The organism is Parabacteroides caecihominis (assembly GCF_023656785.1).
Classification (GTDB): Bacteria; Bacteroidota; Bacteroidia; order Bacteroidales; family Tannerellaceae; genus Parabacteroides; species Parabacteroides segnis.
This window is the reverse complement of the sequence record NZ_JAMOKS010000002.1, coordinates 342,273-359,394: the sequence shown is the minus strand read 5'-3', so window position 1 is coordinate 359,394 and position 17,122 is coordinate 342,273. Positions and strand designations below refer to the sequence as shown.

10 protein-coding genes and 1 pseudogene are annotated in these 17,122 nt (G+C 38.6%); 9 read left to right on the top strand and 2 right to left on the bottom strand.

Going from position 1 to position 17,122, the window contains the following annotated elements:
- Nucleotides 1–135 precede the first annotated feature (135 nt).
- Nucleotides 136–3,627 carry a hybrid sensor histidine kinase/response regulator transcription factor gene (locus tag NBH14_RS02510; RefSeq protein WP_186958007.1) on the top strand — a complete coding sequence of 1,164 codons (3,492 nt, stop codon included), beginning with the start codon at nt 136–138 and terminating at the stop codon, nt 3,625–3,627.
- A 46-nt stretch (nt 3,628–3,673) separates the two neighbouring features.
- On the opposite strand, the gene NBH14_RS02505 is transcribed toward NBH14_RS02510, so the two are convergent.
- Complete coding sequence (locus tag NBH14_RS02505) at nt 3,674–5,500, bottom strand: SusD/RagB family nutrient-binding outer membrane lipoprotein (RefSeq protein WP_250817108.1); 1,827 nt, start codon at nt 5,498–5,500, stop codon at nt 3,674–3,676.
- Between the two features lie 24 nt (nt 5,501–5,524).
- Complete coding sequence (locus NBH14_RS02500; RefSeq protein WP_186958009.1) at nt 5,525–8,836, bottom strand: SusC/RagA family TonB-linked outer membrane protein; 3,312 nt, start codon at nt 8,834–8,836, stop codon at nt 5,525–5,527.
- 403 nt (nt 8,837–9,239) lie between these two features.
- Here NBH14_RS02500 and NBH14_RS02495 point away from each other — a divergent pair, with 403 nt between their 5' ends.
- The 8 genes and pseudogenes from NBH14_RS02495 (at nt 9,240) to NBH14_RS02455 (ending at nt 17,115) form a co-directional block, all read left to right on the top strand.
- Nucleotides 9,240–10,193 carry a glycosyltransferase family 2 protein gene (locus tag NBH14_RS02495; protein WP_186958010.1) on the top strand — a complete coding sequence of 318 codons (954 nt, stop codon included), beginning with the start codon at nt 9,240–9,242 and terminating at the stop codon, nt 10,191–10,193.
- A 25-nt stretch (nt 10,194–10,218) separates the two neighbouring features.
- Nucleotides 10,219–11,514, top strand: coding sequence for a hypothetical protein (locus NBH14_RS02490; RefSeq protein WP_186958011.1), 1,296 nt, complete (start codon nt 10,219–10,221; stop codon nt 11,512–11,514).
- Nucleotides 11,515–11,542: 28 nt separating this feature from the next.
- A complete protein-coding gene (locus NBH14_RS02485) occupies nt 11,543–11,947 on the top strand; it encodes a hypothetical protein (RefSeq protein ID WP_010801275.1) in 405 nt (134 codons plus the stop codon).
- Nucleotides 11,948–12,041: 94 nt separating this feature from the next.
- On the top strand, nt 12,042–13,238 hold the full coding sequence (locus tag NBH14_RS02480) for a DUF4934 domain-containing protein (protein WP_186958012.1): 1,197 nt from the start codon (nt 12,042–12,044) through the stop codon (nt 13,236–13,238).
- 115 nt (nt 13,239–13,353) lie between these two features.
- Nucleotides 13,354–14,910, top strand: coding sequence for a DUF4934 domain-containing protein (locus NBH14_RS02475; RefSeq protein WP_186958013.1), 1,557 nt, complete (start codon nt 13,354–13,356; stop codon nt 14,908–14,910).
- Between the two features lie 21 nt (nt 14,911–14,931).
- Entirely contained in the window at nt 14,932–15,555 is a 624-nt protein-coding gene (locus NBH14_RS02470; protein WP_009860586.1) for a hypothetical protein, read from the top strand.
- Nucleotides 15,556–15,581: 26 nt separating this feature from the next.
- Nucleotides 15,582–16,256: pseudogene (gene lepB, locus NBH14_RS28970) on the top strand (signal peptidase I).
- Between the two features lie 304 nt (nt 16,257–16,560).
- On the top strand, nt 16,561–17,115 hold the full coding sequence (locus tag NBH14_RS02455) for an RNA polymerase sigma factor (RefSeq protein ID WP_186958014.1): 555 nt from the start codon (nt 16,561–16,563) through the stop codon (nt 17,113–17,115).
- Nucleotides 17,116–17,122 lie beyond the last annotated feature (7 nt).

Sequence of the window (17,122 nt, the reverse complement as noted above, 5' to 3'; positions counted from 1 at the left end):
AGTTCTGCTAGAACTATGTTAGTTAAATAATATATAATGCTTGGCTTCAGAGGATTTGATGTTATTAGAAGTGGGAGAGGATGATGGAATGGAGCTTTGTTAACTTGTTCGCTGTATTAATATTAAGCAGATTTGATGGATAGAATCCGTTTGGCTATTTGGACTTTTATGCTTCTCTTATTCTCTGTTACTATATGGGGAGACGAAATCTATTTCCGGTCTTTGGGTGTAAAAGACGGATTGTCTCAGCCTTCCTCTATAGCAATATGGCAGGATCGGTTGGGGAGAATATGGCTCGGTAATAATGCTGTAAATTGTTATGATGGTGTTTCTACTAAGGTAATCCGTCTGTCCGAATATTTCCCGTCTCTCGAAGATGCTAATATTCATAATTTCTGTGGAAATGATTCTACACTATATCTTTTGGCGGAAAACAATCTAATCTGTATCGATTTGCAGATGAGGCAACCTTTCATGCCGGAGATTACAGCAACGGCTATTTGTTATTCTGATAATCAACTTTATACTGTTGAAGGACATTCACTTTATAGATGTAATGTCCGGTCGGGAGAAAAAGAGATTTTGTTTTCCGATGAAAGATACGTTTTTACTCTCATAACTCCTATTGACGATAATCAGTTTTGGATAGGGACGACTACCGGTGTATTGAGAGTCGATCTGACGGAAAAGCGGATTATAACCACCTGTTTTCAGGAAGAGAACATAACTACTCAGTTCCTGGACTCGGAATCTCGTTTGTGGCTGTCGGCTAAATCTGGTTTAGCTGCTGTTGTTTCTCTAAATGGTGAATCTATCGTTCTTAATGACTCGGGAGGTTCTTCCATACCCTATATTCATTGCTTTACTGAGGATACACGGGGGATAATATGGGTGGGAACTTTGGCCGGTCTTTATAGGATAGAAATGAAAACAAATGGTATTCCGGAAATAATGAGTAACCAGCCGTATATGGCGGAAACTTCGATTACTGCATTATTTACTGATCGGCAAGGAAATTTATGGATTGGACCCTATTATGGTGATATCCGGTATGGAAATATAGATTTGGATGATTTCAAATGTTTTTATAGTGATGAAAAAGTTGAGGATCGTCTGCATGGAACTGTTATCGGTTCTATGGCTGAGGACAAAGAAGGTAATTTGTATGTAGCATCTGAGGGCAGTGGTATAAACGTCCTGAACAAGAACAGGGAAGTAATCCGGCATATCACCAAGACTACCCACCGATTGCCGGATAATAAGATTCGTGCACTGTGGTATGATGAGCAGACGGATAACCTGTTTATCAGCGTCTATAAAAATGGACTTTATGTGCTTGACAGGAAAACAGACCGTATCAGGCAGATCGATTTTTCGTTTTTTGATTCGGCTTCTCAGCTGACAATAGAAGATATTGTTCCTTATCGGGATATGCTGGTGTTACCGTCTACCCAGGGTATTTTTAAACTTGACAGGGAAAATCTGTATACCTCTTATTTGTTGGATGATTCGTTGCTGCAACAAAAATGTTCCGGAAATATTCGTACCGTGTATATTGATGACAAGGACCGCTTATGGGTGTCTTCACTGGAAGAAGGATTGTTTTCTGTAGATCTGAAATCGCAAAAGGTAATCTCTCTCTATGGAGATGGCTTGCAAAAAGGGAGTCGTATTCCCAGTGCCGTTAATTCGATTTGTGGTGATTCCAGAAATGGTTTATTCATGTCTACCCTGAATTCCGGACTTTTATTGTATAATGAGGAAAGGAATGATTTTTCATCTTATAGGGAGCATGACCATTTTTTGCTGAGTGACGTATGTTATAGCGTAACCCGTTCGTTTTACAGGAACCTGGTCGTGACGACAGACAAAGGAGTTTCTATTTTGGACATGTCGGTAAAAAAGAAACCTCTTTCTGCATTTCATATTCCTTTAAGTAATCTGCCAGCCCCGCTTTCTCTCAGTGGTGATTGTGGCATTTATGTCTCACCGATGGACCGGAATGTTTATGTGGGTACCATATGCGGATTATTTTCTTTTAATGAGCAGAATCTAAATCGTCCGGGTAGGAATTACTCTTTGTTTTTCTCTTCGATCTCTGTGAATAATCAATTGTTGACACCTGCGAATTCGGATTTTCTTCAACAGGATATCACCTTTTCCCGAAAAATAAAACTGCCTTATAACCTGAATACGATTAGTCTTACCTTTTCGACAAGTAACTATCTGCTTTCTAATTACGGACAATATGAATATAAGATGGAAGGTCTGGATGAATTGTGGATAACGACTTCCAACAGGACGATTACTTATTCTTCCCTGCGCCCGGGCAAGTATAATCTGATTGTCCGCGAGCTGGATAATCCTCAGAATGAAGTCCAGCTGGAAATTATAATTATGTATCCGTTCTGGCTTTCGTGGCCAATGATATTGTTGTATGTTTGTGGAACGATTTCTATTATAGCCTGGCTGGTTTGGTTCAATAAAACAAAGACTCGACTGATGCTTTCCCTGGAGATGAAAAAGAGGGAGGTGGAGCAAATGGATAAATTGAACCGGGATAATCAGCAGTTCTTAACTAATATTTCCAATGAGTTCAGAAAACCTCTGACTGTAATTATTGCTATATTGAATAATATTGTTGCTGATGCGGCAGTTGTAGCCGGTAAAAACCGAATCGGGAAAGTATTGAAGCAGGTTGTTTATTTGCAAGGGTTAATTACCCGGTTACAGACGTTCAACAGAGAGGAACAGGAAGACGTTGCGTTTAGTTTCGAAAATCCTGTCTGCGATGCGGAATCGCCTGTGGAAGAAGTAATTGAAACAGAAGATAACACTCTTTATACGATGTTGATAATAGACAGTGACAGCGAGATAAGGGCTTCGCTGAAAGAGACATTTTCGTTTGCCTATCGTTTGATTGAAGCGGAGGATGTAAAGGAGGGCTATTTGATCGCATTGAGAGAACTCCCGGATATTATTTTGAGTGAGATCGATATGGCGGACGGTTCCGGGATAGAATTGTGCCGGATGATTAAGTCGCATGTAGATACATTACATATTCCTGTTATTCTGATGACTTACCAGCCATCTCCGGAACAACAGATTCAAAGTATTCGTTCCGGTGCTGACGATTATGTCGTCAAGCCTTTTTTTATGGATTTACTTCAGCATAGATGTAATTCTCTGGTAAGAAACAGTAAACGTATTTTGTCAAGGTATATCAAGCAGAAAGAGGAGCAGGAGTACGTGCCGCTATTGGCAACTAACGTTCAGGAAAAAAGACTGTTGGATACGGCTACCCGTGTTTTGGAAGAGCATCTGGAAGATCCTGAATTCGATATAGCCCACTGGGCTAAATGTATGGGAATGGGAAGGACCAGTTTGTTCAACCAGATTAAGATGGTTACAGGAATGACCCCGAACGATTATATTGTTTCCTTTAAAATGGACCGGGCTAAACTTTTGTTATCAGATGAGTCTTGTTGTCCTATAGCGGAAGTTGCCTATCGTCTCGGGTATTCTGATCCGATTTATTTCAGCCGTACCTTTAAGAAGCATGTAGGGGTATCACCGATGCAGTACAGAAAAAATATGCTGGTGTCGCAGAAAGAGGAAGTATCCTAAAAAACAGAGCCCGCCATATGGCGAGCTCTCATCTTTCAACTCCCTATTACTCTTTTTCTATCTCGATGAAAGTGTCTCGATAGTAAGATTCAGATCTTTTGTCTTGTGGTACATAATAAATGGGCGAAGAATAGTTGTTCTCTGCTTTTACTTTAGCAAAGTTCTCTGTATTGTTCAATTCTTCGGAATCCGGATATTTTATACGTTCAACCTGCGGTTTGATATTTGTGAAATACGGCGGGAAGTTAACCGGTTCCAGTTTCGGATGGCGGGTTCTGCGCAACTCTGTCCAGCATTCGTTGGGAGCCATCAGATTCAGGTGGATATACTTCTGCTGCATGATAATTTCTATCTGATCATCCAATGTTTTAGCTTTCTGGTATTCTGCTTTCAGGAAATCTCCATATGTCTGAACAACTTCGGCAGATGGTTTTTCCGGGAAATAACGCGGATAATCTGTCGCACTTGATACTGACAGGGAGTTTATATAATACCATAAGTCTGTTGAATGAGTCATAGCATCACTTATATGTTCACCGGCTGTTTTTCCGGTTGAAGCATAGTTTCTGGCAGCTACTTCTGCCAGGAGCAATTCTGTTTCAGCCAGCGAGAACATATAAACCGGGAAATTAGCATAGTAATAAGTAGCCGGGTTATACATGGATACGCAGTTTATATCGTAGTAACTCAGTGTACCTTTGGCATCGCGGTATGCAGTATTGTTATTGATATAGGATTTATGACGTTCCCATGTTCCTTCGTCGATATAATCCGGGCGCATGTTTTCTTCACTACCGGCGGCAATAGAGTCGTAAGCCGGCTGGTGGTATAGGTTGTCCATGCGGATACCACGATAGTCGTTGTAACGTGTCGGAGCGGCTATGGCCGGCAGACGCGGGTCATCTATTCCCGGTTCATATTTCAATCTGTTATGGTTCATTCTTTCCAGAATCACATTGGGGATGAATAACGAAGTAAAGCGTTCGAACCATCCACGGTTGATAGTACCGCCGCCCGGTAAATCTTTGGCCGGATTGGTAGGCAAAAGCCAGATCATATCTTTGGTGGGAAGTCCGTCCTGTATTGCTGATGCAATCTGAGTTTTTGCGTAGGCTTCGTCGGCAGCAGACATGCGGACTGCAAATTTCAATCTCAATGCATTGATATATTGTCTCCATAACTGAATGTCTCCTTTAAAGGCGACATCTTGTTTGGCAAAAGTAGCTTTTGCATCCGGAGACATTTTATCATAATCGGCAACTATACTTTCCGATATTTCTTTCAATTCATCGAGAATTGTTTTGGTAACTTCCAGAGGATCGTCATACTCTGCAAACAAAATTCCCTTGTTTCCCTGAATGGCGTTGTAATAGGGAATACTGTTGAAAAAGTCGATATTACGGAGCATTGTATAGTCTTTCATAACAGTAGTCAACTGGTAATATACGTAGCTGTTTGTTAATGTTTCTCCCGTATATTCTTCTTCGACTAATTGTTTGAAGATTGACCAGGTTTTCATTTTGGTATACATATTATTAAAATAATTACGTATACCGTTGTCTGCCGAGAATCCGTTACCGGTGGTTACATCTTCAAAATCCTGGTAAATACCGGCATAATTTTGTGTAGTAGGTCGAACACCGACCTGGGCATAAGCTGTAACACCGGCACCTGTCAATGACCACCACCATTCTCCGTAGTCCTGTACATAGACTTGCCATTCGTAAAGCGTTTTTGTGAACAGGCCGGCAGCCAGTTTATCTTCCGGCGCCTGGTAGTTTTCAGGGTTGTAGAAATCTTCTTCCAGTTTATCCTGGCAGCCGGACAGTAATAGTGAGGCTGCCGCCAAACCTGTTAATAATATATTTTTCATAATTTCTTGCATTAAATTGTGTATTTAGAAACTAACTGAAACACCGATACCGAAACTTCGGGTAGAGGGGAAGAATGAATATTCTTCGTAAGAATTTGTACCGAGCGTTGATTCTGCATCAATATTCGGAATAGCCTTATAGAGGTAAAACAGGTTACGTGCTGTAGCTGTCAGAGTCACTTTTTGCAGTTTAGCCTTTTCTACGATTCTTTTCGGAATGGTATAGGAAATACCGATTTCACGGAACTTGATATAGTCATTCTTATAGATATTATCCGGTTGCAGATCGGCCGACATGTCATGGATGAATGTAGAATAGTATTCGTAGGCACTTAGGATGATATCATTCTTACTGCCGTCTTCCTTCACACCGTTGAGGATAAGACCATCATGATATACCCGGTTATCCTTGGCTCCGGCAGGGGCTGCGGTGTTGTGTTCACAGGGAACCTTTACGTTCTGTTCGTTGATGTAGTAAGCCAAACCGCCATGTTTCTCGTCACGATAAGGCAAAGATTCCTTTGACAGACCGTTACCGATAAGGTAGTAGTTGGACATAGATAACAGAGCTCCACCGAATTTGTAGTCAAATCCCAGGTTGATATTGAAGTTCTTATAGTAGAACGATGTATTGAAACCACCGATGAAAGATGGATTGATGTTGGAGTTTTTCTTGAAACCGGCATCATAATCGAGTACATAGAAACCATTCGAGCTTACAACACGGTTGCCATGTTCATCTTTCTTATAATCATAGGTAAGTAATTCACCCATTGGCTCACCTACTTCGGCCACAACTTTATATCCTGTTCCGCCACCGATTAATTTCTGTGTAATACCCGGATATAACTTCTTTACCTTTGCATACTGATTTGCTGCTGTGAATGATACATCCCAACGGAAATCTTTGCCTACCAGCGGAGTCCCTTTCAGGAAGATTTCATAACCGTAGTTATGTACGTTGCCGGCATTAATCCTGATTTCGCTGTATCCGGAAGTGGATGACAGAGGAACGGACATAATCTGGTCGTATACATTATTCGTATAGTAAGAGAAGTCGAATTCAAGTCTGTTCTGATCGAAGAAGCGTAAGTCCATACCGATTTCATATTCTCTTTTACGTTCAGGTTTCAATAAACCGGAGAATAGGGCACTTGGAGGCGTTACGATCGAAGCTTCGGTTTCTGCAATCTGTCCCAGGCTGAAGACGTTGTTTGCAAAGTAGCGGGAAGCAGGACGACCGGCATCGGCCCAGGCCATACGTATCTTACCGAACTGCAATTGCGGGATTGGAATCTGGTCTTTGAAGTTCCAGTTGAATGAGATACCCGGATAGAAGTAGGAGTTGTTTCCTGCGGGTAAAGTAGAAGCCCAGTCATTTCTTCCGGTAATTTCTACATAATAACGTTCGTCCAGGGAGAGAGTCACACCGCCGTAAAGACTGTAGAGGAAGTCGGAACCGCGCGACATACCTCTAACCTTCCCTTTGTCGCCAGCGCCTGGCCATGAGCCTTCATTATTCAATGAGTACCAATCCGGATAAAGCATGTCACCGTATGTTGAAACGTTAATGCTCTTATCTTCATTGCTGCGGTAACCTCCACCGAAGAAAGCCAGTACATTTAAACGGTCTTTCATGAAATTCTTGTCGAAATTCAACATTGCGTCGTAGTTCTGTACTACATAACGTTCTTCTTTTCTGGAATATTTACCACCGACCACATTGGGTTCAGCCTGAGTAACTCTGGCTTTCTGGTTATATTCAATATCCGTATAGTCGATACCTCCTTGTAGCACAAGGAATACATTTTTATGGAAATCGAATTTACCTTTTAATGATGTGATCATGTGAAATTTATCATCCACATTTCTGTTTTCGCGTTGGTGCCACAGCAAATCCATGATATTGGATGCGTAATTACTCATAGTCAGATCTTCCTTGTTCCGTTTGTATCCGGAATCATCTTTATATAGTCGTTCCAGCGTTGAAAATGGTTGGTCTCTGTTGATACCGTATGAAACGAGACCTCCGATATTAGGATAACGGTTTTGGGTGACAATATTATAAAGGTTTGAATTGATTTCGAAAGTAGCAAACTTCGATGCGTTCATTTTTCCGGAGAAACTGAGGATATTCTTTTTCTGTTCAAAATTATCCAGAATACCCTGATATTTATAATTGGTATAGGAAACACGCATATTTCCCATTTCATTACCTCCGGCAATGGCGACGTTGACGTTGTCTGAATAGCCTTTACGGAAGAAATCCATAAAGTTATCCGGCTGTGCTTCGTAGTTGATAATATTACCGTCTATATCCATGATCGGCTTGCCGTCAAAAGCGGGTCCGAAGTTGAAGCGGGAAGTACCCAGTCTTCTCATGGAGGTTCCATCGGGCAATTTACCTGTCAGTTCATCATAAACACTTGTTCCCGTACCGAATTCATTCTGAAAATCAATATAAGAAACCGGTTGTTCAACGGTATACTGGAAAGAGGCCGTTACTCCTAAACCTCTGGTATTGGCCCCTTTTTTGGTTGTGATCAATACAACGCCGTTGGCTCCTTCACTACCATATAGAACCGATGCTTTCGCTCCTTTCAGGATTTCCATTGATTCGATATCTTCCGGGTTAATATCATTGATACCTGCACCATAGTCGAAAGAGTTCAACGGGTCATAGCCACGGGTTGCCATAGATGATTCCTGGTCATGAATGGGCACACCGTCTACAACGAACAACGGGCGTGTCTTGGAGGATGATTCCAGGCTGGCTGCTCCACGAATCTTAATGTTTACACCCCCGGTCGGACCTGCTGCACTCGACTGGATACCAACACCGGCAGCTTTACCATATAGAGATGTTAAGGGGTTTGCTGCCTTACCGGCAAGTGTGAATTCATCTCCTTTGATGGTTGTTAATGCATAACCAAGGCTTTTATGAGAACGTTTCATTCCGAGGGCGGTAACAACGACTTCATCGATAGCTTGTGAGTCTTCCACCAATTTGATATCCAGATTTTCCTGTCCTTTATAGGCGATTTCCTGTGTCGTATAACCCAGAAATGAAATTTGTATTATTTCGCCTTTTTTGACTCCATTCAGGACGAATTTTCCATCGCTGTCCGTTATGGTTCCTTTAGAGGTACCTTTTACTGCAACTGATGCTCCGGCTACCGGTCCAAGATCGTCTGCGACGATACCTGTAACTTTCCCTGATTGCTGATTAACTTCAGAAGTTTCTCCTATTGTCCCTTCGGATGCGAAGGCATTCCAGGCAGATCCTAATGAGGCCACCAGCAATAATGCGCTGATAGGTCTGTAGATCTTAAACATAATGATTGATTTAATTAGACATATAATTAACAAACGTTTCTTAAAAACATCGCAATGTATGCCTACAATAGGGAATAGAGTTGTGACTAATTGATATTTAACTTGTAACAAAAATACAAGTGTATGATTTTACATAGGGTTTGTACTAAAATTACAGGTTTGTTGTTTGTTATATTTAAGTGTTCAGAATGGAAGTAATGAAAAATAATGGAATTTTTCATTCTGTTAAGAGAAGATATTGGACGAAGTTATTATTAGGTATGGTACAATGCATTTATTCTTATCGAAGCATTTTCTCTATTTTTAGTGGGGTCATTTATTTTTTTCATGCGTTTGTATTAAAAGGATCTGTGTAATGTTGGTCATTAAACGGACGTTATGCGGATTATTATATTTAATATGTATGAAAAAGCCTCCTAAAAATATATCTATTGTAATCCCTTGCTTTAATGAGGATGCATGTCTTAATGTGTTGTATGAGGAACTGTGTCCGGTAATGGATAAATTATCTTGCCCTTATGAATTAATCTTCGTGGATGATGGAAGTACAGATCATACCCTGGAAACAATATTGCTGTTGTCTGAACAGGATTTTCATGTCCGCTGGTTGAGTTTTTCCCGGAATTTCGGGCATCAGAAAGCATTGAAAGCTGGATTGGATTATTCACAGGGTGAAGTCGTTATTACTATGGATGCAGATATGCAACATCCATCAGCGCTAATTTTTGATATGTTAGCTTGTTGGGCGGATGGATATGATATCGTGGATACGATCCGGATAGATAGTAAACAGTCTAATTGTTTCAAAACGGTTAGCTCTCGTCTTTTTTACCGTCTGATGAATTTTTTATCTGATGTAACGGTAACAGAAGGTTGTGCAGATTTCCGCCTGCTCGACAGGAAAGTAATTGAGGCACTGCGTGGCTGTCGCGAAGAATATCTGTTCTTGCGTGGGATGGTTTCATGGGTAGGTTTTCACAGGAAACAGATACCTTATCAGGCTCGGATGCGTTATGCGGGGACTACGAAGTATTCTTTAAAGAAAATGATCTTGTTTGCCATTTGCGGGATCACCTCTTTCAGTATCCGCCCGCTACGATGGGCTATTCTTTTTGCTGCTTTTTTCGCTTTACTTTCCATCACGGAAATTATTTATGTGCTATATGCTGTTTTTATTTCGGGGCAGGCTGTGACAGGCTGGGCGTCTCTGGCTATACTGATTTCTGTGTTGGGGGCAGTGATATTATTAATGCTCGGTATTATAGGAGAGTATTTGGGTAAAATGTTTATGCAGTGCAAGAACCGTCCTGAATATATTGTACGGTCGGAAAATTGTTCGTCCTCTTTTAATGTGTAACCCGCTAAATATAAATACTATGAATATGCCAACAAGGATAAAAAGGTATTGCCCTCTGTTTTTTATACTGGTGATGACGTGTATCGTTTATTATCCTTTGTCAGAAAATGATTTTCTGTATTATTGGGATGATCAATGGTGTGTGATTAATCCGTATACTTCCGGGGGACTTATCTGGGAGAATCTGTACCGAATTTTCACAGAAACTCATGGCGGTCAGTATTCACCCCTGAATGAAATAGGCTATGTACTTATTTATTCATTATTCGGGTACTCTCCGGTGATATTTCATTTGGCTGGTTTGGGGGTACATCTGGTGAATGTCGTGTTGCTTTATTTTTTTCTTTCCTGTCTATTGACTCAATCATCCCGGCTTGCGACGATGAATAACAAACAAATCGTTTTTCTGGCTACTTTGTTATGGGCAATCCATCCGGTCAACGTAGAGCCGGTTGCTTGGATAAGCGCATCCAAAGTCCTTGTTTATACATCATTTTATTTAACGGGACTTTTATGCTACTTAAAATTTATCCGTACGGAAAAGTTAAGTTATTATGTGGCAACCCTGGCTTTAGCTCTTTGTTCCTGTTTAGGGAAAGAACAGGCTGTGGTATTCCCATTATGTTTATTACTGGTCGATTTTGTAACAGACAGAGGACTGCTTCGCCTGAAAATATGGGAAGAAAAACTGCCTTTCCTGTTGCTGTCTCTTTATATGGGAACTATCCCCATGCTAGCACAAGGTTTTCGGCGGGAAGAGCTGGATTATCCATTGATCGACCGGGTTGTCTTTGCGGCTTATTCCTTAATCGAATATTTGACAAAATGCTTGATACCCATTAAATTGTCTTATCTGTATCCTTTCCCGATCTTACCGGGATACGCTATGCCTTTCCATTATTGGTTTTATCCGGTAGTCGTTGTTTTTGTCGTTTGTTGCATTTATCTGTTACGACAAAAAAGGATCATTATTTTTACTTCGTTATTTTTCCTGATACATCTGTTATTTGTACTTCATATTATACCTATATCACGATTTGCGATTGTGGCTGATCGATACCTCTATTTGCCGGGTGTTGGCGTTTGTCTTCTTATGGCCTATTTGTTTGTGACGATCATACATTTAAAAGTGAAACGTATTCAGTTCATGATGATTGTAGGGTTGATTCTCTATTTGTGTTATTTGGGCTGTTACACGAATTATTATGTCAGGCAATGGAAAAATAGCGATAGTGTGAAAAAGGAACTTCGGGAGTTGATAAACGAGCGAGAGGATATAAAAAATATGCAGGAGTTACAGCAACTCATGCGTAATCAATAAGTAATAACAATTAAAGTTGGAGGTAAGCATGACAAAGAAAAGCTTTCTGAAAATCGGTGGAGCAATGCTCCTTTTGGCAATTGTGTTAAACATCCAATACGCCTGGAGTGGCTATGGTGTTAAGGATCATCCGCTTCATTTAGAAGTGTTGGGGCAGAGTAATGATACCGGAACGAGTGGTGATATTGAGACACATCCTCTTTGGTCACGGCTAGCATCATCATGTACAATGGATGTTGAAGGGGAACCTGGTTCTGAGGTTTCTGTTTTTGGAATAAAAGTTAAAATTAGAGCTGATGGGATTGCTCCTATAATTGTTAGTGATGCTTCAGTAAAATGTCAACGTGGAGGTAATGCACAATGTACTCCTTTCTTTTGTGCGGACTTTTGGAAACAAATGACTGAAATGTATGGTACACCTGCTACGCAGTAACTTAGGAAAGATACTGCTCTGAAAGCAAATCGGTTTTATAGAACTGATCATTTTAGAGCAGTATTTATTGGTATAAATGCTAAATAGTAAAAGTATGAAGAAAAATATATTGTATGTATTGTTGATTTTTATATCTATTGCATGTGATTTAACAAAAGAAGATAAGAAAAATACTGTGAGAGGAGATATCGTTTCTATACCGATAACGGAAATGGAAACTGATTACGGTAAATTATCCGATTTTGCAGAGGATATAAAAATGATTCCTCTTGAAATTTCGGGTGATTGTATATTGGACAAAGTTGAAAAGATTGTGATGTCTGACAGTTGTATTTTCATAATGGAAAGATATAATCAAAAGGGTATTTACGTTTTCGATCATAGTGGAAAATATTTATATAGGGTTGGAAATTGTGGACAGGGACCTGACGAATTTGTTGATTTATCTGATTTTTCGTTGAATGAAGAGCAACAACTTATTTATTTGTATGACATAATGAGAAAGAAAGTTCTTATTTTTTCTTTTGAAGGAGATTTTATAAAGGATATACAGATGAATTATTACGCAGATAAGTTTGAGTATCAAGATAACTTATTTTACCTATATAGGGAAAGTCCGGTTATGGGTGATCCTGCTTATTCTTTGGTAATCAAAGATGATAAAGGAAAAACGATTAATAAGTATTATCCGCTTATTAATAAATCTCCATATATTCATGATTGCATTTTCCGAAAACTCGATAATGAAATTCTTTTTGCAGAATACATGCGTGATTCTGTTTTTAGTGTAAGAAGTGGAGAGTTAACTCCAAAATATTTTATTGATTATAAAGATAAATCAATGAGTAAGATAGATCGTGAAAGTATTTTGAAAGGAACTCGTATGGCTCTGACAGTTTTATTGGAATGTAAGAAAATGGCAGGTATTGAGGATATATTTGAAATAAACGATAAAGTATTTATTAACAATACCAATGTAGTTGTTCCTAAGTTTACGGTTTATGACAAGAAGACACAAGAAGTCAAAACATTTAGCTATATACTGAATGATTTTTTGTTTATCGGTTTTGATCATCCTATTGGTCAATATAAAGATAATTTGATATCAATTGTTGGACAAGAAGATTTTCAAACGGCGATAGATGATGGTTTTAAATATTGGCAGAAAAAAGGTATTCTGACTGCTGAAAGAGCTAAAGAATTAAGGGCGATGATTGAGGAACGTTTTCCGGATCGGAATAATCTGGGGGAGACTAACCCGGTACTCTTTTTGATGAAAGTAAAGAAGTGATGGTTAGATAGGGTTGATAATTTATTCGTGTTATTTGGGTAATTAAAAAATATGTAGGAGTTACAGCAACTCATGCGTAATCAATAAGTAATAACAATTAAAGTTGGAGGTAAGCATGAAAAAGAAAAGCTTTCTGAAAATCGGTGGAGCAATGCTCCTTTTGGCACTTGTGTTAAACATCCAGTACGCCTGGGGTGGCGATGGCGTTAAGGATCATCCGCTTCATTTAGAAGTGTTGGCACAGAGTAATGATTCTATTAGTACTGGTGGAGACGCAGGTAAGGGAGCTGGTACTGACACTGGCGTTCTTTGGACTGAAATATCAGAAGATTGTTTCGTAATTGTCACAGGTGCAGCTGACACTGTTACTGCTTTTGGATTACAATTCAAAGTTGAAGCTGATGGGTATGGAATCTTATCTGTCAGTAATGCTTCAACAAGATGTAAACCAGGAGGAGATAAGCAATGTTCTTCATCACCTTGTGGCGAATTCTGGATAGAATATGCAAAAGCCGATGGTGCAGCTGCATCAATAAAAGAAGAGCAAAAGAGAACAGAAATTGGTGATATGGTTTCTATACCGATAACAGATATGGAAACCGATTATGGTAAATTGTCTGACTTTGCAGAGGATATAAAAATGATTCCTTTAGAATTTAAAGATGAATGTATTTTAGGAGAAATCAGAAAGGTTGTGATGTCTGACAGTTATATTTTTATCATGGAAAGAAATAATCCAAAAGGCGTTTATGTGTTTGATCATATGGGGAAATATTTGTATAAGATCGGGAACCGTGGGCAGGAACCTGAAGAATTTGTTGATTTATCCGATTTTTCATTGAACGAAGAGGAACGAGTGGTCTATTTGTATGATTTAATGCGAACGAAAGTTCTTGCTTTTTCTTATGAAGGAGATTTTATAAAAGATATACCGATGAATTATTATGCTGATAATTTTGAGTATCAAAATGGATTGTTCTATTTGTATCGGGAAAATGTGGTTCATGGTGATCCTTTATATTCTTTAGTTATCAAGGATGATAAAGGGAAAACGGTGAATAAGTATTATCCGGTTATTGAAAAACTATCAAAAACTAATTATTGTGTTTTCCGAAAACTGGATAACGAAATTCTTTTTGCAGAAGATTTGCGTGATTCTATTTTTACTATAAGAGGAGATGAGTTAACTCCAAAATATTTTATTGATTATAAAGATAAATCAATGAGTAAGGTCGACCGTGAGAGTATTCTTAAAAGAACTCGTCTTCCTCTGACAGTTCTATTAGAGTGTAAGAAAATGGCAGGGATTAAGGATATATTTTTAATAAATGACAAGGTCTTTATTAAAAATAAGCATATAGTTATTCCCAAGTTTACGGTTTACGACAAAAAGACACAAAAAGTCAAAACCTTTAGCCATATATTGAATGATTTTTTGTTTATAGGTCTTTCTCATCCAATTGGCCAATATAAAGATTATTTGATATCGGTAGGTCCGCAAGAAAGGTTGCAGGCAGCTATTAATATAGGTTTTAAGGCTTGGCAGGAAGAAGGGCTTCTGACTGCTAAAAGAGCAAAAGAATTAACAGCGATGATTGAGGAACGTTTTCCGGATCGGAATAATATCGGGGAAACTAATCCGATGCTCTTTTTATTGAAAGTAAAGAAGTAACAACTATAAAATTGAATCTATATGAAAAGAATCTATTTGTATATTGCTATTCTGATTTCCGTGGTAGCGAATATATTTTTAAATTTTGCCATGAAAAAGAATGACAATAAAGTCGTTTCACAGAATGAAATAGTTTCCGACGAGTATTTGAATGAAGAGTTGGGGAAGGCCTATTCTTATTTAAAACTGAACGGGAAAAAGTTTGAGAATGTAACAGGGACATTGGGGTATCAGGATAAAATGATAGGACGCATGGGACTGGAAACATTGATAAGAGGCTATAATGTCGTTTTCTATTTTTCGGACTTATCATGCTCCTCTTGTATTATGGAACAGCTGAATTCATTGGAAAAACTGAAAAAAATAATCGGAGGGAGGATGCTGATCATATCGCATTTGCCACGAAAAGATGTGCAAAATGAACTGCTACGATTGAAATCGGAAATACCGGTATTTTATATGGATGACAAGTATGTATCTGTGTTGGAGGAGTTCAGCAAAAATCATCCGGCGGCGATAACATGGATGATTACAGATGATTTGTTTATAGTCAGCTCTTGTGTGACTGATAGCCATACCAAACATTTTAATTCGGAATTTTATGATGCGATCGTACGATTCTTTAAGTATAAGGTAATATACTGAAAAATAAGTGGTAAAGTCATATTTTGATGAAAAAGGTCATTGCTGTTATTTTATTCATACTTTTTTGTCTTTTTATCCGGATTGCAGTAGGAGAGTTATGTATAGTACCTTCCGGTAGTATGGAACCGACACTCCTTTGCGGTGACAGGGTTTGGATAGATAAGATTACGTATGGAGCACGTTTTCCTGCTAAATGGGCGGATATTCCGGTTATCAATGTTTTCACATGGATACGCCCGTTGCGGGAAATGGACAGGAATACTCATTGGAAATATAGGTGACTTCCTGGAATGGGTTATCCGGGAGTCGGTGATATAGTGGTTTTTAACAGTCCGGAAAATATGGACCAATTATTAGTAAAGCGAATTACTCGGATAAAGAAAGAAAATGATACTTTACATATCAGACGGGACAATTATCTGTTCCTGAGAAAACTAATTGCAGAGGAAGGAAACGATGTGAGAATGAGAAACCGTGCTGTTTATATAAATGGCATTTGTGATTCTATTTATAGGCTTAAACGTACTTATTATTATGTTGAGGGAGATAATTCTGCCGATTCAAGGGATAGCCGATATTTCGGATATATTCCGGAAACCTTAATTGTGGGTAAATTTAATTGCGTACTGTTTTCTGTTAACAATCTGGGTACTAAAGGTAAAAAGATTAGGTTTAGACGTTTTTTTCATAAAATAACCTGATAGGTATTGATTATTTTACCTTACATTATTGCAGTCAAAGAGTTTGTTTATAATAAACAACGTAGTTCTCGTAGAACTATGGAATAATAAATACAAAAATAGGGTAAAAAAGTATTATATCCCTTTATAAAGGGATGATATTCTATGAAAAAAAGAGATTTGTTACAAAAATGCAGTCTCTTAGGCCTGATTTTTTGGTCTGAATCAATAATATCTCATGTATATTTGGTCAATTTCTAATAAAAATGCATTTGTTCTACGAGAACCATGGAATAATGGTCCATTGCATAATAAATTAGGAAAAATGTTGAGAACAAAACAATGTGACTATAAAAGACTATATGAAAAATATGTAGGTCAGATGTATTCATATGGTAAGGCACTCGGTGTTGATGATGATGCATTGTATGATCTGATTCATGATGTATTCCTACATTTTTTTGAACATCAGAATGAGATTGTCGATAATGATAATGTAAAATATTATCTTTTCCGGTGTTTAAAAAATCGAATGATTTCTGAAAAGCGAAAGGAAGTTACTATGGAAGATATCGATGAATCAGATGATTATCTGTTTTCTATAGCTGTGTCCGGACTGGATTATATAGAAGAAGAGGAGGAGCGAAAGGAAATTGCGGAACAAATTGAAAATATGTTATGCAGTCTTACGGGACGACAAAGAGAAGCCATTTATTTACGCTATATGCAAGAATTAGAGTATGATGAAATTGCTGTATTACTGAATCTTACGACTAAGGGAACACGTAAATTAATATATCGCGCAATCGAACGTATGCGTGAGCAATATGGTCCTGTTTTATTTTATTTTTTTCTTTCCAATCATTTTTTTCCATTTTAATGGGGTC

Excerpts from the sequence above, each read along its gene's own strand:
- NBH14_RS02455 (WP_186958014.1), top strand. The coding sequence starts at position 16,561 with ATGTTGAGAACAAAACAATGTGACTATAAAAGACTATATGAAAAATAT.
- NBH14_RS02500 (WP_186958009.1), bottom strand. The coding sequence starts at position 8,836 with ATGTTTAAGATCTACAGACCTATCAGCGCATTATTGCTGGTGGCCTCA.
- NBH14_RS02475 (WP_186958013.1), top strand. The coding sequence starts at position 13,354 with ATGAAAAAGAAAAGCTTTCTGAAAATCGGTGGAGCAATGCTCCTTTTG.
- NBH14_RS02470 (WP_009860586.1), top strand. The coding sequence starts at position 14,932 with ATGAAAAGAATCTATTTGTATATTGCTATTCTGATTTCCGTGGTAGCG.
- NBH14_RS02485 (WP_010801275.1), top strand. The coding sequence starts at position 11,543 with ATGACAAAGAAAAGCTTTCTGAAAATCGGTGGAGCAATGCTCCTTTTG.
- NBH14_RS02495 (WP_186958010.1), top strand. The coding sequence starts at position 9,240 with ATGAAAAAGCCTCCTAAAAATATATCTATTGTAATCCCTTGCTTTAAT.
- NBH14_RS02490 (WP_186958011.1), top strand. The coding sequence starts at position 10,219 with ATGCCAACAAGGATAAAAAGGTATTGCCCTCTGTTTTTTATACTGGTG.
- NBH14_RS02505 (WP_250817108.1), bottom strand. The coding sequence starts at position 5,500 with ATGAAAAATATATTATTAACAGGTTTGGCGGCAGCCTCACTATTACTG.
- NBH14_RS02510 (WP_186958007.1), top strand. The coding sequence starts at position 136 with ATGGATAGAATCCGTTTGGCTATTTGGACTTTTATGCTTCTCTTATTC.
- NBH14_RS02480 (WP_186958012.1), top strand. The coding sequence starts at position 12,042 with ATGAAGAAAAATATATTGTATGTATTGTTGATTTTTATATCTATTGCA.